Below are 19,207 nucleotides of genomic sequence, written 5' to 3'. Positions count from 1 at the left end.
ATCACGCCTTAAAATTCGCTAAATAGGCTTGTTGCTCTTGCTCGGTCATCAAGCCTAAATCCCGTTTTACTCGCTCCCTGTTTAATAGGGTTATCGCCTTAATAGCTTCTTCTCGGCTGGCTAGGCGGTAAATCGTGTATTGCCCTAGCTCGCTTTGAGTGGTGGACTGGGTTTTAATCAGGGCGATGTTATGCTTGCTTTCCAATTCCGCTACTTCATTACGTCCGCTATTAATAAAATAGTTCATATCAATCTCACGCCCGCTAATTCCATTAGGGTGGCTAAGCAGGGCAGTAATAACTTTTCCTTTACGGGTAAGGGGTTTTGTTTGGGTTGTCATTGGGGTGCTCCTTTCTCTTGTTCACTTAAAAAGGCTTGTACATCTTTTTCACTAAATCGAGTAGCAAAGCCTAATTTGGTCTTTTTCAACTTGCCATCTCTCACATAGCGATCGATGGTGGCTGTGCTTACCGCTAAAAGCTGGGCTAATTCTCTCTTGCTGTAATATTGATTAATGTTGCCCATTGTCGCCCCCTTGATTATCAAATTTAGCTAGCCACGCTTTAACATCGCTTTCTTTCCAACGTGAGCTGCGCCCCCATTTTTCAGGCTGTGCGAGTCGCCCCGCTTTTATTTCACGATAGATAAATGTATGCGATACATTGCCTAACTCTCGTAATTCTTTAATGGTTAAGCGTCTTTCTACTTGCTCTGTCATTATTTTCCCCTTGTTGGTTGGTTTGTTTTGGTTTACGTCTGATTACGTCTTGACGTGTTGGGGATTATGTAGAAGTAAATAAATGAAATCATCGCACGCGAAAATAAATTTTCGGCTGCGAAATTATCTTACTGATTTATAAATAGATTTGTTGAATTTAGGATATAAAAAAACGCCTTATTCGGCGTTTATTTGTTGAGATTTTATTGTTTTGTTGGCTAGTGAAAAATACTCTTCTATTTTCCTTTGTTCTAACCCTTTTACGGGTAAATTCATTCTGTTAGTTAGTATTTTGTCTATAATTGATGACTGCGTCCATTTTTTAGGGTCGGATTTTGTAACAACTGATAGCATTTCGCCTAACAAATACAAAATATTATTAATACTTATTTCGCTCGTATTTTCTAGTTTATTCTCTAACTGTTTGATTGTATTTCTTTGTTTTGCGTAACAATCTCTAGCAAAAGTTAATCTTTCTTCTGCGTCATTTTGAGCTGTTTTTGCTTGTTGCAATTGAATAGCTAAAGATTGTATCGCCAATTCTTGATCTCTAATAACGCTATCTTTGTTTGCTAAATTTGTTTCTAACGTATTTATTTTTGTTTGAATATTAGTATTTTCAGCTAGAATTTTTTGATATTCATTGCTCATTCTTTTATATTCTGGAAGATCTATAATCGCTTTTAACTCATCATCATTAAATATAGTTTTAGGGCGATCATTAGGATAATTATCAGCGATAAATTGCTTTAAATCACTAATCCAAAAATGTCGTCTTAAATATGCAACGTGATCCCCATCTTCGCCACCTCTTCCATGTTCTCTAACCGCTCTTAGCCTGCCACTATTGACGGCTTGATTTAATACTCTCGTTTTCTTTTCAAGGCAAGGTATATAAGGGTGCCTGTATATACTTTCAGAAAGGTGTTGCAATATTTTTACATCATATGCTAAATCTTCAAATTTAATACCGCACCATAATAAAGCCGCTTCTGGCAATGGTATTATTTCATAATCAATAATCGAACATTCAGGCAATGAATTATAATAAGCTCTTGATCTAACCATAAAAACGCCCCTACGCCTACCCCTATTAGTGAGCGTGCAACAGGATAAAATAGGGGTTTTATCTTTTCGGCAAGGGTAATTAGTCCTTACCTAGTTGCACTAATTCGGATTATTCTATTTTGCTTTAGTGTGATTTATTCTACATTAATTTGATTAAAGGTAAAGCGATTTTTACTGGTTAAATAAACAGTGTTTTAGGGATCAACCGTTTCGGTATCAAAACAGTTCGCTTTTAAGGCTTAATATTGAAAAGTGGTTATTTCCAAAATGGAAATAGTTGATTTAGTTGTGGTCATATAACCACGATTGAATTTATTTCCCTAAATAGGGATTGTCCACTTGGGGAAAGTTGCTATATTGGATCAACGCCTTAACCATTGATATATCAGGCTTTAGGCTTAAAAATAGCTTTATTGGATCAGGGTTAAACTACCTATATTTTTCTAACTTCCACCACTGGCGGAAGTTGAATAGATATTGATACAAATTATAAGCTAGCTCATCAATACGGACCCTAATCTGCCCCTTTTTTAGCTCTTTATCTATCTTTATTAGCTTTCTCTCAATATAAATACTCAGTTTTTTTAATGCCTTATTCTGTAGCAGTTACCATAAAAAATCCTATAAAAAACTGGAATAGCGATAAAATAGTGTTCCGTGGGCGGTATTCTGGGCGTTTTGACCGAACTTTTTACCCGCCCCTCCCCTTAAAAATTTTTATATTATACGATCCAAAAAGCTGTTTGCTTTTTATACTTTCATCGCTATTTTTAGCATTGCAATGTACTTACATTACATAATAAGACTATTTTGCCACTGCTTATAATTTAAATCTGATAACCATCAACATCTACCATCATCTTTTTCCGCCACCTCAACCAAGCAAAAGCTAATAAAATAAGTATATTCAGCGAAAAATACGCTTGAGCAAGCCAATGATGATGATGGCCAGAAAAGCAAAAAACTGCCAAAAACCGCGAGCCCCAACCCCGTGGAATAAGGGTATCCCCTTGGGAGTACCTTTTTACATTTTATTTTAAACTAGCCCCATATCATTAATTATATATTCAATATAGTTATATATTAACTTGATTATTTTCCGTACTAAAACAAATAAAATAGATTAATCATTAATCAAAAGGTTAAGATTTTCGGTTAAGAAGTTAAGAATGGGTTAAGAAACAATTTTAACACTACTCAATTTTTTATTATTAAATTCATATGGTTACACCCAAAAAAGTTAAGAAGTTAAGAAGTTAAGTTTTTTCCACAAAAAAAGTTTTGCTCGATGAAAAATAAGTAACAATAGTAATTTAATTTCTTTTTGTTATAAAAAAAGAAGTTAGCCATTAACCAGCTTTAAATGAAATTTAGGCAGGGTTTGATTGCTCGCCTGCTCTACAAAATCTCCCCACCATTGCAACATTTTAGCCCTTTGTTCTAAATATAAAGCGTGATTATACGCTGCTCTAACCTTGTCTTTATCCATATGCGACAAAGCCACTTCAATATAATCCTTGTTAAATCCTTGTTCATTTAATGCGGTGCTAGCAATACTTCGCAAGCCGTGAGCCACTAACTTACCTTGATAGCCCATACGCTTAATAGCGGCGTTAGCGGTTTGAGTATTGCAATGCTTGCTAGGATCTTTAATACTTGGAAATAAATACGTTCGCCCCTTGTTTATTTTCTTAATTTCTCGCAATACTGCTATCGCTTGCCTGCTTAATGGTATTAGATGAACTCTACCGCTGTTATCCTCTTTAATCCCCTTTTTAACCATTACCCGCCATATCTTTTTACTCTCGTCTATATCTTCAAATTTAGCGGAAGCAGCTTCCGCTGGCCTTGTCAATGTGAGTAATTGCCATTGAATAAGTAGCCTTGTTTGGATATGAATCTGAGCATTGGCCAGCGTCATTAGAAATTCCCCAAGGTCTTCAGGTCTGATCGTTTTCATATGTTGTACTGTTGGACTATCAAAGGCTTTAGATAATTCAGCCATACGATTATCTATAATCAAATCGTGATGTTTAGCATAGGTCATAATTTCATTAAGTTTTTGAATAGTCCGCTTTAAGGTTTCTAGTGTCCCCCTTGCTTGTATTGGTTTAAATGCCTTAATCGCCATACTTGCGGTTATTTCAGATATAGGCATATCGCCAAAGGCTGGCAACAAATAACGCTCGACAAGTCGCCATACATCTTTGGCATAATCAGCTGAAAAATTAGCCCTTGTTTGCCTGTCCTTAAACCAATCTTCCGCAACACGTCTAAACGTTGAACGCAATGCCCTTGTTTTGGCTAATTTCTCTTGTTGTCGCTGAATATTCGGATCGATACCTTGAATTAATAATGCTCTATATTGGCTCTTTATCTCTCTGGCTTGCTTTAGTGTGATTTCTGGATATGTGCCAATGGTGATCCAAGTGCGAGATTGTGAAAAGGGTTTGATATACCTAAACCGCCATATTTTTGTCATCTTTGGACTATGGTTTTTCTTCTCAACATATAAATATAGTCCATCACCGTCATTTAATGGACTATCAGCAGGCTTAGCCCTCTCTACTTGTGTATTGTTTAATGCGTTGGATTTTCTAGGCATAACGCCCCCTTTTTATGGTTTATGGACTATGAAATTTTGACTAGTTTAGTTCATAGTCCATACCATAGTCCATAAATACTGCATTAGTATGCGTTTGTTTGATTTAATTTGAGTTAATAAAAAAGCCTTGAAGGCTTACGCTACAAGGCTTTATGCGTCAATTTGCATTTGTTTGATTTATGTTTCTGGTGGAGCTGGGGGGAGTTGAACCCCCGTCCGAAATTCCTCTACCTTCAGTACTACATGTTTAGTCTCGTCTTTAATTTCACTTACTCACTGCAGACAGACACGCGATAAATAAGCTAGCTTGATTTTATTTAACGTTTCGATCCTCAAGCGGCGGCGTCCACGCGATCTCGTTTGGGTTTGACTCCTCTTGATCCCCGTCTTACGAGAGAAAGCTAGGGAGAGAAGGCTATGAGCAGGTTATTAAGCTGCTAAAGCGTATTGTTCGTCGTTTGCGACTATTTTTTTGCGGTTTATTTACGAGGCCTACCGCACCTCGACATGCACCTTGGGCTTCGCTAATCCCGTCGAATCCAAAATCAGCCCCAATTAATGCTAAATTGTAACAAATTTTAATGGTAAATAAAAGTATGAAATATATTAGTTATTATTATAAACGTAAAATAGTTGTTTTATGTTGTAACATAATATGGAGATAACATTTAAATCTAATTATAACCTTTTCTATTATTGATAACTAATAAAAACTTGAATGCTTTAGTTGGTTATTAGATAATAGCCGAATATTTTTAATTTAACTGGGGAAGATAAATGAGTGATGTTGTGGTGCCATTAACCTTTACTGATGCAGCGGCAAATAAAGTGAAATCCTTAATCAGCGAAGAAGAAAATGATGCGTTAAAATTGCGTGTTTATATCACAGGTGGAGGTTGTAGCGGTTTTCAATATGGTTTTACCTTTGATGAAAAAGTCAATGAGGGAGATCTGACTATTGAAAAATCGGGTGTGCAATTAGTGATAGATCCAATGAGCTTACAATATTTGATTGGCGGTACAGTAGATTATACCGAGGGCTTAGAAGGTTCAAGATTTGTGGTAACCAACCCAAATGCAACAACAACCTGTGGGTGTGGCTCATCATTCAGTATCTAATCATTTAAATTTTTTATATGGATTTTCAATTTAGCCAATATCTTGGACAAACCTCAGTAAAATGTTCTATGGAACATGAGGCTTTTGCCCATTGGCTAAATATAGAAATGAATACAGCACTTGCTCAACAAATTCTTGCACAACTTGTTCCCACTTATAAAATAAAAACACAGAAAATTATCGGCAAAGAATATAGTTTGTATATTGATCACCAGCAGGTCATTTGCCAAGCGAATTGTTTAGCCACTGAACAGCAGGATCTTGAACAATTAGAGCAAGATTTTCATTATTATGATTCAGAATCAGTCGCCATTTGTGGTTTAGAAGACTTTATAAAATTATTGGAAGCCTATATTACGTTTTAATCTATAGTCGTCCCACTTTAAAAATGATACAGCGTTGGTACGCCTCGCCGTACTACTTATACTGTCTTCGGCGTACCGCCTTGTCTCATTTTAAATTGGAAACGACTATATGCTTGGCTTCTTTAAAGTGATAAAGCTATATAGTAAAAACTTATATTAACTTAAGAAATATATCCAAAATATTCTTAAAATAGCCTATCTTTATATTGAGCCTTAATCCTGCTTAAGTGTATATTAGCGCCTTTCTAACTTCTTAAAGGAAAATTTATGTCAACAACAAATCAATATGCCAATCCTGGTCCATTAGGTCTTTGTGGCTTTGCATTAACCACTTGGTTATTATGTTTAGTGAATGCGGGTATTTTTGATAGCAAGAGCTTAGGTTTAGTCATTGCGATGGCGTTTGCTTTTGGCGGTACCGCTCAAATGATTGCAGGTATGTTTGAGTTTAAAAAAGGTAATACTTTTGGTTTTACTGCTTTTAATAGCTATGGGGCTTTTTGGTGGTCTTGGGCATTATTTATTGTCTTTTTCAAAGGTGAAACACCAGCAACCTTTATCGCTTGGTATTTAACCGCTTGGGGAACCTTTACCCTTATGATGTTCTTAGCAACACTGAAAAAAGCGAAAGCATTACAAGCGATTTTCTTCTGTTTAACCTTGACCTTTTATGCCTTAGCCATTGGTGATGCCACAGGTAACCATAGTATTGTCAATATTGGTGGCTATTTGGGATTATTAACCGCATTATGTGCTTTCTATTTAGCCACTGCGGAAATCTTAAATGAGGCTTATGGTAAAACCATATTACCTATTGGTGAACCAAAATAAATTATTTAGAGATTGAAAAAATACCGAGTATTCTGATACTCGGTATTTTTATTTGCAAACTTACCTTGTGCCTAGTTTTTTTAATGGAAACGATTATTCTTTTTTTAAGAAAGGATTGCTACGCTTTTCTGCCCCTAAGGTGGTATAAGCACCATGCCCTGGAATAATGATCATTTCATCATTTAAAGGGAGCAGTTTGTTATGAATACTATGTATTAGCGTATCATAATCTCCACCGGGTAAATCAGTACGACCTATACTATTTTTAAATAATACATCACCAGTGAAAGCGATGTTTTTTTGGTGTTCAATAAAACCAATATGCCCTGGGCTATGTCCTGGTAAATGTAAAACCTCAAATTGAAATTCGCCTAGGGATAAGGTTTCCCCTTCACCAGCTAACCATTGATCTGGCTGAAAAGCCTCAATTTCCTCAACGCCAAAACGTTGTGATTGTTGTGGTAAAGTGGCGAATAATAATTTATCTTGATAATTTGAACCAATAATTTGTACCCCAAAATGCTGTTTTAATTGCACAGCTGCGCCTACATGATCGAGATGCCCATGGGTTAATAATATTTTCGTCAAATTTAAGCCTAGCTCTTCAATACGATGAATTAATTTCTCTGCTTCACCGCCTGGATCAATGATGGCGGCATTCTTATCTTGATCCCAAATTAATGAACAATTTTGCTGAAAAGCTGTAACAGGAATGATTTCTAAATTCATAATACCTCCTTGAGATATAAAATAGCCGTTTATTTTCAGTAAACGGCTAAACAAATAAGTGCGGTCTAAATTTTAATTTTTTTAACTTCCTCGCCAAGTACGCACTGGCCCCGTATCAATATGAATAAAATTACTTTTTGGATAATAACCTACGCCACCATTTTTTAGGCTTTCAGCAACTTGCTTTACTTTGGCTAGGCTTACACCTTGCAAACGAAAATCAATGGCTTGTCCTCTGGTGTGATAACTATTGCTGGCAACCCCACGGCTACGTTGGTGCATTTTCGCATTCGTTGCTGGCGCTCTATAACCGCAAATAATGAGAATTTCTGCATTAGGTACACCAATTTGGCGATGAATTCGATGCAATTTACTAAACAAATTCACATCCATTTTATGCACTTGGTTAGTGCGACGATCACGCATTAAATAATCTAGTTTTTTTAAATTCGCACTAGAAAACCCTTTGCCTGCAACAAAATCTAAACTTAATCGATCTCCTGTATTCACGTTCCTAAATTTTAGGATACGAGGTTTTGCTGTAGAAACAGAAGCAAATAAGGTATTAGGTAATAATGTTGCCCCTAAAACAATACCGCCAAGGGAGAGCCATTTACGGCGATGATGATTAATTTCATTCATAAATAATATCTATTAAAAAGTAAAAAAACGAACCGCACTTTTAAATGAAAAAGTTATAATAACAGGTTTTTTATTCTACTTAAATTTGCCTAGTTTTCCAACAAAAACTTACTAATTACCGACCAATTTATATTATTTAGGTTTGGTGTTGTATCATAATGATAAATATCAGGTAGTTGATGCACCTGATGTTTATCAACCCAAGCGGTAACATAATATAAATAGACAGGATGTTTTCCTTTAATCGGTACAGAAGTCGTTTGTTTGCTTGCTAAGGCATTTTGTTTTCTTGTTTCATTCCAACCTGCTTCATTCAATAACATTGTCGCCAATTCATCAGATTTTTCAACACGCACACAACCTGAACTTAATGCACGATTTTTACGGGAAAATAAATCCTTGCGAGGCGTATCATGCAAATAAATGGCATCAGAACTTGGCATATTAAATTTATAACGTCCTAAAGCACTGTCATCGCCAGGTCTTTGACGTAAACGATAAGGGAAGTTTTTTGACGTCATATTTTCCCAATCAATGGTATAAGGATCAATGCTACGCCCTTTGCTATCAATAATGGTATAGCCATTACGGTAAATATAACTTGGATCTTGACGCACTTTAGGAATAATATCTTCATTAATTAATCTTACAGGTGCATTCCAAGGCGGATTAACCACAAGATTACTTAATTCACTATACATTACAGGGGTTTTGCGAGCATTCGTGCCTACAATAACCCTTGAGGTTAAGGCTAACTCGCCGTCACGATAATATTGTAATTGATAACTTGGCACATTCACAAATAAACCATTTTGAAAATCAGGAAGCACTTTCAAACGCTGAGCATTAATAGCAAGTTTATATAATAAGGCTTTACCCGTTGGATTATTTAATACCATACGAGTGGCGTTGCCCACAATCCCATCAGGGGTTAGTCCATTTTTTTCCTGCAAATTTTTTACCGCCGCAACAATCTCTGGACTATAATCATTTTGCTCGGGGGTTTGGGCAGGTAATAAATGTTTTCCTTTAAGCATTTTTATTAAAACTGCGACTTCAGGCGAATTTGTGCCTGGACGTAAAGTACTGCTAATTTCCAAATGTTTTTCCGTTTGCTCAAAAGATTGTTGAGCAAGCTGTTCGGCTAAATAATCTAAGGTTTGTTGATATAAATGATTATTTGAAGAAAGTGATTGGACAAAGGTAAAATTATCGCCATTTTTGACCGCACTTAACCAAGCCTCAACCTGTTGTTCTTGTGGCGCTTTTGCTCGATAAGCATTTGGACTATATAACCATTGTTGGGCGGATTTTAATAAATGATGAGAATAATACATATAATCTAAAAACGCATCTGTCACTAGCAGATCATAAGCAAGGCTATTAGGCTCTGCACTGGCAATAGCCTCCAAACTCGCTGCTGATTTTTTTGATACGCCACTGAGTACCAACGCACTATATTCCCGTAAAAATTGTTTAAGGGCTTTTTGATCTTGCCATAAAGGGGTAAACCCATTTTCAGAATAAATTTTAGTTAATAAGGGTTCAAACTGTAATGAATATTGTCCCACCAATTCAGCGATTTTTTGCTGAGTTTGCTGCTGTATCAATTCAACATCTGTTTGTTCAGCAATCTGTTGGGCTAAATCAACTTGTTCAATAATAGGCTGTTTAGCATTCTCCGATTGTGATGAAACTGTTTGATTGGCTTGTACATAAAGGCTGGATAATCCATAGCCTAATAACGCCAACTTGGTAAAATGTACCGATTTTTTTATTAACATAATAAGTTCCTCTAAACGACAAAAGGGCAAAATTTGCCCTTAATATTATTGTTGTGATAATTTGCTAAGATCTGCTGCAATCTTCTCTGCTTCGGTTAAGAAGAAATCAGGTGCTTCATAATCTTTTGGCAAAGCATCAAGATTTTTAATTTTTTTCTTTCCTTCTCGAGCAAAACGTTCATTCAGATTTTTCAAACGTCTTGCATCATCTTTGTCATTTTCCGCTTTACGCTCTTTTAAATTTAGCGAAAGATACTTACGCTCTCTCCTTTCATTACGCACCGCTAAATCCCCTGCTAAAGCGATAAACTCAGGATCTTTGGCAATACGTGCTTGATGATTTTGCTCAAGTTGATTTAACCATTGTCTTGCCTTACCAGCTTCTGAATAATTGGCGGAAGGTAATTTATCCCAAGGTAAAGCGTTATCTTCCTTATCCTCGCCATATTCTTGCATATCAATAAGTTCAGGGAATTTAATATCTGGAGCAACCCCTTTTAATTGGGTACTTCCACCATTAATTCGGTAAAATTTCTGGATAGTATATTGTAAAAACCCCAAAGGATTTTGATTTAAATCATACACAAAATTTAATGAACGACTTTGCTGTACCGTACCTTTACCAAAGGTATTTTGACCAATAATAATTCCCCGATTATAATCTTGAATTGCCGCTGCAAAGATTTCTGAAGCAGAGGCACTAAAGCGATTAATCATTACCACTAAAGGTCCTGTATAAACTTGTTTAGCATCAGGATCTTCATGCACACGGATACGCCCAAAGGCATCTCTCACTTGTACCACAGGTCCATCACTAATAAATAATCCTGTTAATTCAACCGCCTCGTTTAATGCACCACCACCATTTTCACGTAAATCAATGACTAAGGCTTTGACCTCTTTGCCTTGCATTTCCGTTAATAATTTACGCACATCATCAGTTAATCCTAAATAAAAACCAGGAATTTTGATGCTAGCAATGGCTTGCCCATCAATATGAGAAATCGTCAATTTAGCTGCACGATCTTCAATACGAATTTTATCTCTTACTAAGGTAACGACTCTCGGTCTTCCCCCTTTAGCTGGCTCAATTTCTAAACGTACTTTCGTTCCTTTTTTACCTTTAATTTTATCCACGACATCATCTAAACGCCAACCAACCACATCTTCAATTTCGCCCTTTTCTTGTCCTACACCAATAATTTTATCGCCAGAAGATAATTTTTTGCTCCGTTCAGCGGGCGATCCTGGTACAAGGGACTTAATGGTAATTTCATCATCTTCAGCCTGTAAGGTTGCTCCAATACCTTCTAAGGATAAATTCATATCTTCATTAAAATTTTTCGCGGTTCTTGGAGCAAGGTAGCTCGTATGTGGATCAATTTCTCGAGCAAAGGCATTTAAAAATAATTGCGTAATATCATCTGCTTTAGTTTGCGTTAAGCGACGAATCGCAAGGTTATAACGCTTCGTTAAGGTTTTCTTAATTTCAGGCCATTTTTTATCTTTTAAAGATAAGGTAATCACATCATTTTTTACACGTTGTAACCAAAGTTCATCGGCTTCCTGTTGCGTTTTTGGCCAAGGTGCTTTTTCACGATCAATCTCAATAACATCATTTCCTGTTAAATCAGGTCGCTTATCTAATAGAGATAAAGCATAACGATAGCGTTCATAACGGCGTTCTACCATACGTTGATACATATCAAAGACAATACTTAAATTTCCCTCATTAAGGGCATCATCAAGTTTATCCGCATATTCCGCTCGCATTTGATCCACATCAGATTGCAAAAAAGTATTATGATTAAAATCCAACATATTTAAATAACGATCAAAAACTTTTTGCGAAAATTCATCATTTAAAGCAAATTTTCGGTAATGTGATTGGACTAATCTGGTGGTCGCACGTTTCGTTGCTAAACTATTCTCATTACTTAGTTGCGGTAATTGAATATCGGATAATTTAATCGTAGGCTCAACGGCATGAATAGAAACACTTGCCAACAGTAAAAAGCCCATTATCAACGAGATAAACGACACTTTTTTGTATATACTGAATTGCATTTAACAGAATCCTTTTAAGTTAAGATGAAAAAAACATCGCATAAGTCATTTCACTTATGTGATGTTTTCTGTTAATTTTTCAACATAATATTATGTAAAATCTATGTAAACAAGCGATCAGCGGTAACATTAATCACTAAACCATTATCCAACTCAACTCTCGCTGAATCTTTCATCACATCAAGCACCTTAGCATTTTGCCAACGCTGCCCCGCTTTTACTTTAACCTGACTGTCTTTTTGTAGCTCAAGCATATTAACAGGGGTTAAATTAAATTGTGGTTTTTGCGTTCTTCTTGGTTGGGTAAACTTGTTGTCTTTTGATTTTGTACGACGTAAATTTTTTCTCTCTTTAGGCTCATCAGCTTTACGCTGTTCCGCTCTACGTTGAGCTAATTTTTCTTTCGCTTGCTGTAATTGCTGAGCGGCGTGCTCTACGTGTTGTTGTTCTAATTCACCACAATCATTACCCGCTAAATCTACACGTTGCGCCCCTTGACGACAACCATGTAAATAACGCCAGTTAGAGGTATATTGACGTAATGCTTGACGTAATTGAGTTTTACTGACTTTCTCATCATCTTTCAATGCTTCCGCTAAATCTTGAAAGATACCTACTTTTAGCGGTCTTGCCTCTCCTTCTACACAAAAGCAAAGCGGAAATTTTTCCGCTAAATAGGCAATAATTTCTTTGTTATTTGTCAGTTTTTGAACTTCTGCCATGATTTTTCCTAAAATAAATATGTTGATTACAATGAATGTTGTTAAAGACAATAATTGTCGGCTAGTTTAGCTTAATTTCGCCTGATTTGACAATGATAATCCATATAAATCCTCAAATTTTATTAAGAAAATATCATTTAAACAGACAAGATAGAACGGCGTCACATCATTTTTAAAGTAGAAGCATTATAGATTGCACAAAAAAGTGCGAATATTTATAATTAACCTCTTTTAATTTATAAGAGTATAAAATGATGAACGAACCACTTAATCCAGATGTCGCCATTGACTTAGCTTATGATATCTTTCTTGAAATGGCTCCAGAACACCTTGATCCTGCTGATATTTTGCTATTTAACTTACAATTTGAACAACGAGGAGCGGTGGAAGTGGTGGAAACTGCGGATAATTGGGATATGGAAGTGGGAATCTTGATCGATCCCGAACAATATATTGAAGTCTGGATCGGCTTAGTTAATGAACAAGATATTATGGACGATGTTTTTGCAAAATTCTTAATTTCTCATCAAGCCGAAAATCGAGAGTTTCACGTTATTTGGAAACAATAAATAGAAAATACGGCGAGATGTATCAACGCCGTATTATTTTAAATGGGAATAACTATAAGGTAGAACGACGATGAGTTTCCAACAAATTTTCTTCGGGTTGACTTAACTGTAAATAATACCCTTGTTGCTCAATCTGTTGTTGAACTTGCTGATTATCTGCTTGTGCCAAAGATTTCTTTCCCGCTAAATTAAAGATCATCACCAATTCTGGCTGACCAAAATGACTTAATAAACCTTCAGGTACTCCATCAAATTTTGCTTTTGCGGGTAAATATAAATAACTGCCGACTTTTTTACGGCTTTTATAAATAGCACAAAGCATCTCTCTTTCCTTCTCTCAATTTCAACAAAATTTTATTGATGATTTTACCCGAATTCTCTAATATAAAAAACAGGCTAACCAAAGAATGGAAAGATTATGGCAAAAGATGTAATTGAACTCAAAACAGGGCATTTCTCCTCAATTTTTATTACCCTAAACAGCAATAATTTAACCGTCATTAAGCGAGCATTAACTAAAAAAGTAAAAAAATCACCGCACTTTTTCCAAAATGTCCCTGTTATCTTAAAATTTACCCCCAGCCTACACAAGGTCGATCTCAATGCCCTCAAAACCCTATTGCAACAATTTAATATCCATCTTATTGGGGTCAGTGATTGGCAAAATAGCCTAGAAAAAGAACTTATACTTACCGCTAATCTACCCACTTTAGGCAAAAGCCAACAATTTGATGACATTTTACCTGAATATGGCTACCTCCCACCTAAAATTATCTACGGTAATCTCCAGGCGGGCGAGGTTGTTTATGCAAAAAATAGCGATTTAATTATTAATGGCGATGTTAGCCAAGGTGCTGAAGTCGCCGCAGAAGGCAATATCCATATTTATGGTAAATTACAAGGACGAGCTATGGCGGGGGTGAATCATCATCAAGGATTATTATATGTACAATCCCTTGAAGCTGAATTTATCTCTGTATGTCAACGTTCCCTTTATCAACAGCATATCCCCCTTGAATATTGGCAAAAAGCCGTTATGATTGCCCCTGATAAAGAGAAGTTAGTATTAAAAACATTCTAAATATCTATGAATTTCCTCCTAAGTTAAACTTAGATATTCTCAGGAGGAAAAATCACACTAAATAGCCCCTTATTGACTAACATTACAATTTAAGCAATATAAATATTGTCCTTTAGGATCATTAAATTGGCTTAGTCCTAATGGCGACTTTATCGGTTGAATATAGGAAGGTTTGATACCTACAAACTCAAAAATAGCCTGTCCAATATGGGTTTTTATATGACGATCAACATCTTTGAATAATTTATCGAATAATCCTTGTTCTTCCACTAACCATTCTAAGCTCAAGGCTTCTTGTTCTTCATTGGGGTGTTTTTCTCTCACTAACTCTACCGCTTTTAATATTGCTTGATAAAATGTACCTAATTCATCAACCAATTTATAACGATAAGCATCTGTGCCAAGCCAAACTTGCCCCTGTGCCAGCTTATCCACTTCTTCTTTGCTTAAGCCCCGCCCTTGGCTGACAAGGGATAAAAATTTATCATAGCCATTTTCAATATTTAATTGGATAACGTCTTTGACTTCATCAGAAAGTGGCGTAATTAAACTACCTTGGCTAAGCGGCGAAACGGCAACTTCATCGCCATAAACTCCTATTTTTTTAATACTATTTTCAAAGGTAGGGAACATTGCAAAAATCCCAATCGAGCCTGTTAGCGTATTTGGATCAGCGATAATATAATCTGAGGTACTGGCGATCCAATATCCTCCCGATGCTGCCATTGCCCCCATAGATACCACCACTGGCTTTCCTGCATTTTGTAAATCATCAACGCCTTGGCGAATAATTTCTGAGGCGAAAGCACTTCCGCCCGGGCTATTTACTCGCAAAATGACCGCTTTAATATCGCTATCCTCACGAGCTTGACGCAATAATCTCGCAATCGTATCGCCCCCGACTGAACTCTCATCACTTTCGCCATCAATAATGGCTCCCTCTACATTAACCACTGCGATTTTTTGCTCACTATTAGCAACAAAGGGATCAGGTAAGCTCTGTAAATAACGATCATAATCAATGTGCTGATAACTTTCATTCGCCCCATAACCAAATAACTTAACCATTTCTTGCTGAAACTCAAATGGGGTAACTAATTGAGAAATTAATTGACGTTTTACACTATAGGCGGTTAAGTCGCCTTTTAATGCCGTTAATTCCGCAATAAAACGTTTTGGTTCAGGTAAAACTTCTTTTATGTCAATATGGCGATTTTCGGCGACCTTATGTTGATAACTTTGCCACATTTGTGTTAGCCATTGGGTCGTATTTTTTCTGGCTTCTTCAGACATATTATCCCGTAAAAAAGGCTCTACCGCAGATTTATAAGTACCTACCCGAAAAACATGAGGCGTAACCTCCAATTTATCCAATAAGGACTTGAAATAGAGATTTTGCATAGCAAAGCCATGAATATCCACTTGCCCAGCCTTATTCATATAAATTTTATCCGCATAGCTGGCGAGCAAATATTGCGACTGCCCATAATAATCCGCTACGGCAATGACTGGCTTATTTTGTTGTTTGAACGCCTTAATTGTTTCGCCAAGATAGTTAATAGCAGGCAAATCTCCGCCCTCAAAATAACTTAAATCTAGCACTAACCCTTTAATTCTTTCATCTTGAGACGCCTGTTGAATGGCATAAGACAAATCAAAAATAGAATATTGACGTGGAACAGCTTGATTATTGGCGGCTTTAAGTAAATTTTGCCAACTATCTTGCTCTCGGTTATCCGCTAAATAACCTTCAATATTTAAGACCAATGCCCCTTGTTCACCAATTAAAGGCTCAGGATCTTTGTTAAATTGGCTAAGAATGCCAATAACGCTAAAAAAGACCACCACAAAAAGTAGAAAAATTAAATTCATCACACAATCGCGAATAAGATTTAAGGTTTTCCAACAGAATTTGATGATCGAAAGGATAAATTTCATAGAATGTCCTTTTGTCAAATGAGTATGCTAATGTAAAGGTTTGCCACTTTATCATAAAACCTAAATATTGCGGAAGAAATCTTATGGGAAACCTATGAAAAAATAAATGAAAAATAGACCGCACTTTTCTAACATAAAAGATAATACAAGATATTCAGCGTTGAATATTATATAATCTCTTTCACAATGAACATCATTTATGAGGATATTTATGGATTTATTAACATTATTAACCACACGACGTTCTGAAAAAAAATTAATAGCACCTGCACCCAATGCCGAACAGCTGGAAAATATGTTTCAAGCTGCTTTACACGTTCCTGATCATGGCAAATTACGTCCTTATCGTTTTGTTGTTATTGAAAAAGAGGGCTTAGCTAAATTGGTTAACTTGTTAAAACAGGCGGTTGTGGAATTAGAGCTTGGCGAAGAACGCATAAAAAAAGCCGAATCTTTTGCGGATAAAGCCCCAATGATTATTGCTGTCGTGGCAAAAATTGATCATACCGTTAAGAAAGTACCGGGTTGGGAGCAAATGTTGACGGCGGGTTGCGCCACTTATGCTTTACAACTTGCAGCAAATGCACAAGGCTTTGCGAATGTTTGGGTAACAGGGCCTTGGATTGATGCGGAGGCATTACGTCAGGCCTTTGGTTGTCAAGAACAAGATAAAATAGTGGCATTAATGTTAGTGGGAACGGAGCAAGAGAAAAGCGAACGAGAAATAAAAGCCCTTGATGTTAAAGAATTTATTAGCTATTTATAATAGTTCCACTTTATAAAGAGTACGGCGTTGGCTTGCCTCGCCGTACTCTCGCACTGTCTTCGGAATTGAAACGACGATAAATTTCTCCCTGAATCACTTACTCTCAATTCTTAACGATTAATTGCCGTTAAAAATTCTTTTCTTGTTTCTCGGTCATTTAAAAATACCCCACCAAATGCAGATGTTACGGTGTAACTATTGCTGTCTTTAATACCACGGCATTTCACACAAAAATGAGTGGCTTTTACATAAACGGCAACGTCTTCTGTTTCTAAAATGGTTTGAAACGCCAATAAAACCTGTTCAGTAAAACGTTCTTGCACTTGTGGACGTTGAGCAAAGAAACTAATAATGCGATTAATTTTGGATAAACCAATAACCCAATTTTTAGGATAATATGCCACAGAAACTAGCCCATCAATAGTAACAAAATGATGTTCACAGGTGCTTGTCAAGGTGACATCATTAACCAACACCATTTCGCTCACTTGCATACGATTTTGGATATTGGTAATTTTAGGAAAGTTGGTATAATCTAAACCGCTAAAAATTTCATCAATAAACATTTTAGCGATACGCTTAGGAGTTTCTTCTAAGCTGTCATCCGTTAAATCTAAGCCTATGAGATGCATCACTTCACGCATGTGATGTTCAATTTCACCACGACGCTGATCCTTGTCTTTGGTTAAGTCAATCATTGGGGTTTCTATCCCCTTATCAAGTAAAGCCTGTCTAACTTTTAATGCTTCTGGTGAAATCTGTGCCATATTTTGCTCCTAAAAAATCTAAGTCACTTATTCTAGCAAAGTAAAGCGAAATAATAAAATGAGAATGTTAATAAATTAAGATGAAAATGTTTAATAATCTAATAGATTATCGCCCAAAATAACAAAAAATAGCTAAATCAAAAGCAAACTATACTATGCTATAATTTCCCCAATTTAAATCAATTATGTGGATTATTGCTATTATGAATACATTACTGTCATTATCACAAGCGCTACACTTCATTGAACAACAACTGCCTAATGTAGATACCCTTGCCACAGAGTGTATCAATATTACTCAAGCACAAAATCGCATTTGTGCTGAAGATATTCTTTCGCCTATAAATGTCCCTGCCTTTGATAATTCAGCAATGGATGGTTATGCGGTACGTTTAGCGGATTTAAGTGATACCGATTGTTTACCTCTTGCTGGAAAATCCTTTGCGGGTAATCCTTTTCAAGGAGAATGGCAAGCACATAGTACCATTCGTATTATGACCGGCGCAATGCTTCCTCCATGCACCGATGCGGTTGTGATGCAAGAGGATACCGAGCAAAATCCTGATGGCAGCATTCGTTTTAAACAAATTCCTCGCTTAAATGAAAATCTCCGTCGTTGTGGTGAAGATTTACAACAAGGGCAAATTGCTTTAAAAAAAGGCGAAAAACTGACCGCCCTTTCATTACCTTTACTCGCCTCCTTAGGCATTAGCCATGTTAAGGTGTATCGCCGTTTAAAAGTCGCGATTTTATCTACGGGCGATGAATTAGTGCCTGTTGGACAGCCCCTGCAAACAGGACAAATTTATGATACTAACCGTTTTTGTATCAAATTAATGTTAAATAAAATGGGATGTGAAATCATCGATTGTGGTATTTTGCCCGATGACCCTACCCTATTTGAACAAGCCTTTATACAGGCACAACAACAAGCGGATTTAGTTATTACAAGCGGCGGCGTCTCCGTTGGCGAAGCGGATTTTACCAAAGAGGTTTTAGAGAAGATCGGAAAAATCAACTTCTGGAAACTCGCTATAAAACCAGGAAAACCTTTTGCTTTTGGGCAATTACCACAGGCTTGGTTTTGCGGATTACCCGGAAATCCTGTTTCCGCTTTAGTAACCTTTTATCAATTAGTTCAACCCATTATTGCCAAATTAACGGGGCATACCCAATGGCAAGCACGCCCTAAACTTATTGCCAATGCGGCTACCCCTTTGAAAAAAAGTGCAGGACGATTAGATTTTCAGCGAGGTTTTTATTGGCTTGATGAACAAGGTCATTTACAAGTAAAACCTGTTGGCTTTCAAGGTTCGCATATTTTTAGTGCCTTTATTGCCAGTAACTGCTTTATTGTGTTAGAGCAAGAACGAGGCAATGTGAATGCGGGAGAACAAGTGACGATTGAACCTTTTGATGAATTATTAGGTTAGCAT

General features: G+C 36.5%; 20 protein-coding genes and 1 other RNA gene. 7 read left to right on the top strand and 14 right to left on the bottom strand.

Annotated elements, in window-relative coordinates; all coding sequences use genetic code 11:
* Position 1 precedes the first annotated feature (1 nt).
* The 6 genes from EV694_RS01450 to ssrA all read right to left on the bottom strand — a co-directional run bounded on the left by EV694_RS01450 (position 2) and on the right by ssrA (position 4,944).
* Complete coding sequence (locus tag EV694_RS01450) at positions 2–340, bottom strand: hypothetical protein (protein WP_132688224.1); 339 nt, start codon at positions 338–340, stop codon at positions 2–4.
* Complete coding sequence (locus EV694_RS01445; RefSeq protein ID WP_132688221.1) at positions 337–525, bottom strand: helix-turn-helix domain-containing protein; 189 nt, start codon at positions 523–525, stop codon at positions 337–339. The genes EV694_RS01450 and EV694_RS01445 overlap by 4 nt, the downstream gene beginning before the upstream one ends.
* A complete protein-coding gene (locus EV694_RS01440; protein WP_132688218.1) occupies positions 512–718 on the bottom strand; it encodes a helix-turn-helix transcriptional regulator in 207 nt (68 codons plus the stop codon). Before EV694_RS01440 ends, EV694_RS01445 begins: the two co-directional genes overlap by 14 nt.
* A 177-nt stretch (positions 719–895) precedes the next feature.
* Positions 896–1,786 carry a hypothetical protein gene (locus EV694_RS01435; protein WP_132688215.1) on the bottom strand — a complete coding sequence of 297 codons (891 nt, stop codon included), beginning with the start codon at positions 1,784–1,786 and terminating at the stop codon, positions 896–898.
* Between the two features lie 1,342 nt (positions 1,787–3,128).
* Entirely contained in the window at positions 3,129–4,391 is a 1,263-nt protein-coding gene (locus tag EV694_RS01430; protein WP_132688212.1) for a tyrosine-type recombinase/integrase, read from the bottom strand.
* Between the two features lie 186 nt (positions 4,392–4,577).
* Positions 4,578–4,944: a transfer-messenger RNA gene (ssrA, locus tag EV694_RS01425) on the bottom strand.
* A 224-nt stretch (positions 4,945–5,168) separates the two neighbouring features.
* Here ssrA and erpA point away from each other — a divergent pair.
* The 3 genes from erpA (at position 5,169) to EV694_RS01410 (ending at position 6,706) form a co-directional block, all read left to right on the top strand.
* The gene (erpA, locus tag EV694_RS01420; protein WP_132688209.1) at positions 5,169–5,510 is read left to right on the top strand and encodes an iron-sulfur cluster insertion protein ErpA; all 342 of its coding nucleotides are present in this window, start codon (positions 5,169–5,171) and stop codon (positions 5,508–5,510) included.
* 17 nt (positions 5,511–5,527) lie between these two features.
* Positions 5,528–5,875 carry a YacL family protein gene (locus EV694_RS01415; protein WP_132688206.1) on the top strand — a complete coding sequence of 116 codons (348 nt, stop codon included), beginning with the start codon at positions 5,528–5,530 and terminating at the stop codon, positions 5,873–5,875.
* Positions 5,876–6,142: 267 nt separating this feature from the next.
* On the top strand, positions 6,143–6,706 hold the full coding sequence (locus tag EV694_RS01410) for an acetate uptake transporter (RefSeq protein ID WP_132688204.1): 564 nt from the start codon (positions 6,143–6,145) through the stop codon (positions 6,704–6,706).
* Between the two features lie 93 nt (positions 6,707–6,799).
* Here the strand turns inward: EV694_RS01410 and EV694_RS01405 are convergent, their stop codons facing one another.
* From EV694_RS01405 to proQ, 5 genes are all read right to left on the bottom strand, one after another.
* Positions 6,800–7,435 (bottom strand): MBL fold metallo-hydrolase, encoded by a 636-nt coding sequence (locus EV694_RS01405; RefSeq protein WP_132688201.1) that lies wholly within the window; start codon positions 7,433–7,435, stop codon positions 6,800–6,802.
* Positions 7,436–7,516: 81 nt separating this feature from the next.
* Positions 7,517–8,077, bottom strand: coding sequence for a peptidoglycan L,D-endopeptidase MepK (gene mepK, locus EV694_RS01400; protein ID WP_132688198.1), 561 nt, complete (start codon positions 8,075–8,077; stop codon positions 7,517–7,519).
* 89 nt (positions 8,078–8,166) lie between these two features.
* Positions 8,167–9,861 carry a L,D-transpeptidase family protein gene (locus EV694_RS01395; RefSeq protein WP_132688195.1) on the bottom strand — a complete coding sequence of 565 codons (1,695 nt, stop codon included), beginning with the start codon at positions 9,859–9,861 and terminating at the stop codon, positions 8,167–8,169.
* 45 nt (positions 9,862–9,906) lie between these two features.
* Entirely contained in the window at positions 9,907–11,928 is a 2,022-nt protein-coding gene (gene prc / locus EV694_RS01390) for a carboxy terminal-processing peptidase (RefSeq protein WP_132688192.1), read from the bottom strand.
* Between the two features lie 101 nt (positions 11,929–12,029).
* Positions 12,030–12,650 carry an RNA chaperone ProQ gene (gene proQ / locus EV694_RS01385; RefSeq protein WP_132688189.1) on the bottom strand — a complete coding sequence of 207 codons (621 nt, stop codon included), beginning with the start codon at positions 12,648–12,650 and terminating at the stop codon, positions 12,030–12,032.
* Positions 12,651–12,901: 251 nt separating this feature from the next.
* Between proQ and EV694_RS01380 the strand changes: the two genes are divergently transcribed.
* Complete coding sequence (locus EV694_RS01380) at positions 12,902–13,219, top strand: HI1450 family dsDNA-mimic protein (RefSeq protein ID WP_132688186.1); 318 nt, start codon at positions 12,902–12,904, stop codon at positions 13,217–13,219.
* Positions 13,220–13,271: 52 nt separating this feature from the next.
* Here the strand turns inward: EV694_RS01380 and EV694_RS01375 are convergent, their stop codons facing one another.
* Positions 13,272–13,541: a YcgL domain-containing protein gene (locus tag EV694_RS01375; protein WP_132688184.1), complete on the bottom strand. Its 270-nt coding sequence runs from the start codon at positions 13,539–13,541 to the stop codon at positions 13,272–13,274.
* Between the two features lie 96 nt (positions 13,542–13,637).
* On the opposite strand from EV694_RS01375, the gene minC reads away from it, so the two are divergent.
* Positions 13,638–14,300 (top strand): septum site-determining protein MinC, encoded by a 663-nt coding sequence (gene minC / locus EV694_RS01370; RefSeq protein ID WP_132688181.1) that lies wholly within the window; start codon positions 13,638–13,640, stop codon positions 14,298–14,300.
* A 69-nt stretch (positions 14,301–14,369) separates the two neighbouring features.
* On the opposite strand, the gene sppA is transcribed toward minC, so the two are convergent.
* Positions 14,370–16,238, bottom strand: a complete 1,869-nt coding sequence (gene sppA / locus EV694_RS01365) for a signal peptide peptidase SppA (RefSeq protein WP_132688178.1) — start codon at positions 16,236–16,238, stop codon at positions 14,370–14,372.
* Positions 16,239–16,449: 211 nt separating this feature from the next.
* Between sppA and EV694_RS01360 the strand changes: the two genes are divergently transcribed.
* Positions 16,450–17,004 carry an NAD(P)H nitroreductase gene (locus EV694_RS01360; RefSeq protein WP_132688175.1) on the top strand — a complete coding sequence of 185 codons (555 nt, stop codon included), beginning with the start codon at positions 16,450–16,452 and terminating at the stop codon, positions 17,002–17,004.
* Positions 17,005–17,114: 110 nt separating this feature from the next.
* Here EV694_RS01360 and folE read toward each other — a convergent pair whose 3' ends face one another.
* Positions 17,115–17,771: a GTP cyclohydrolase I FolE gene (folE, locus tag EV694_RS01355; RefSeq protein WP_132688172.1), complete on the bottom strand. Its 657-nt coding sequence runs from the start codon at positions 17,769–17,771 to the stop codon at positions 17,115–17,117.
* A gap of 203 nt (positions 17,772–17,974) precedes the next feature.
* On the opposite strand from folE, the gene moeA reads away from it, so the two are divergent.
* Entirely contained in the window at positions 17,975–19,204 is a 1,230-nt protein-coding gene (gene moeA, locus EV694_RS01350; protein ID WP_132688169.1) for a molybdopterin molybdotransferase MoeA, read from the top strand.
* Positions 19,205–19,207: the final 3 nt, after the last annotated feature.

Origin of the sequence: Volucribacter psittacicida (genome assembly GCF_004339025.1) — a bacterium.
GTDB lineage: Bacteria > Pseudomonadota > Gammaproteobacteria > Enterobacterales > Pasteurellaceae > Volucribacter > Volucribacter psittacicida.
This window is presented reverse-complemented; position numbering and strand designations above follow the sequence as displayed.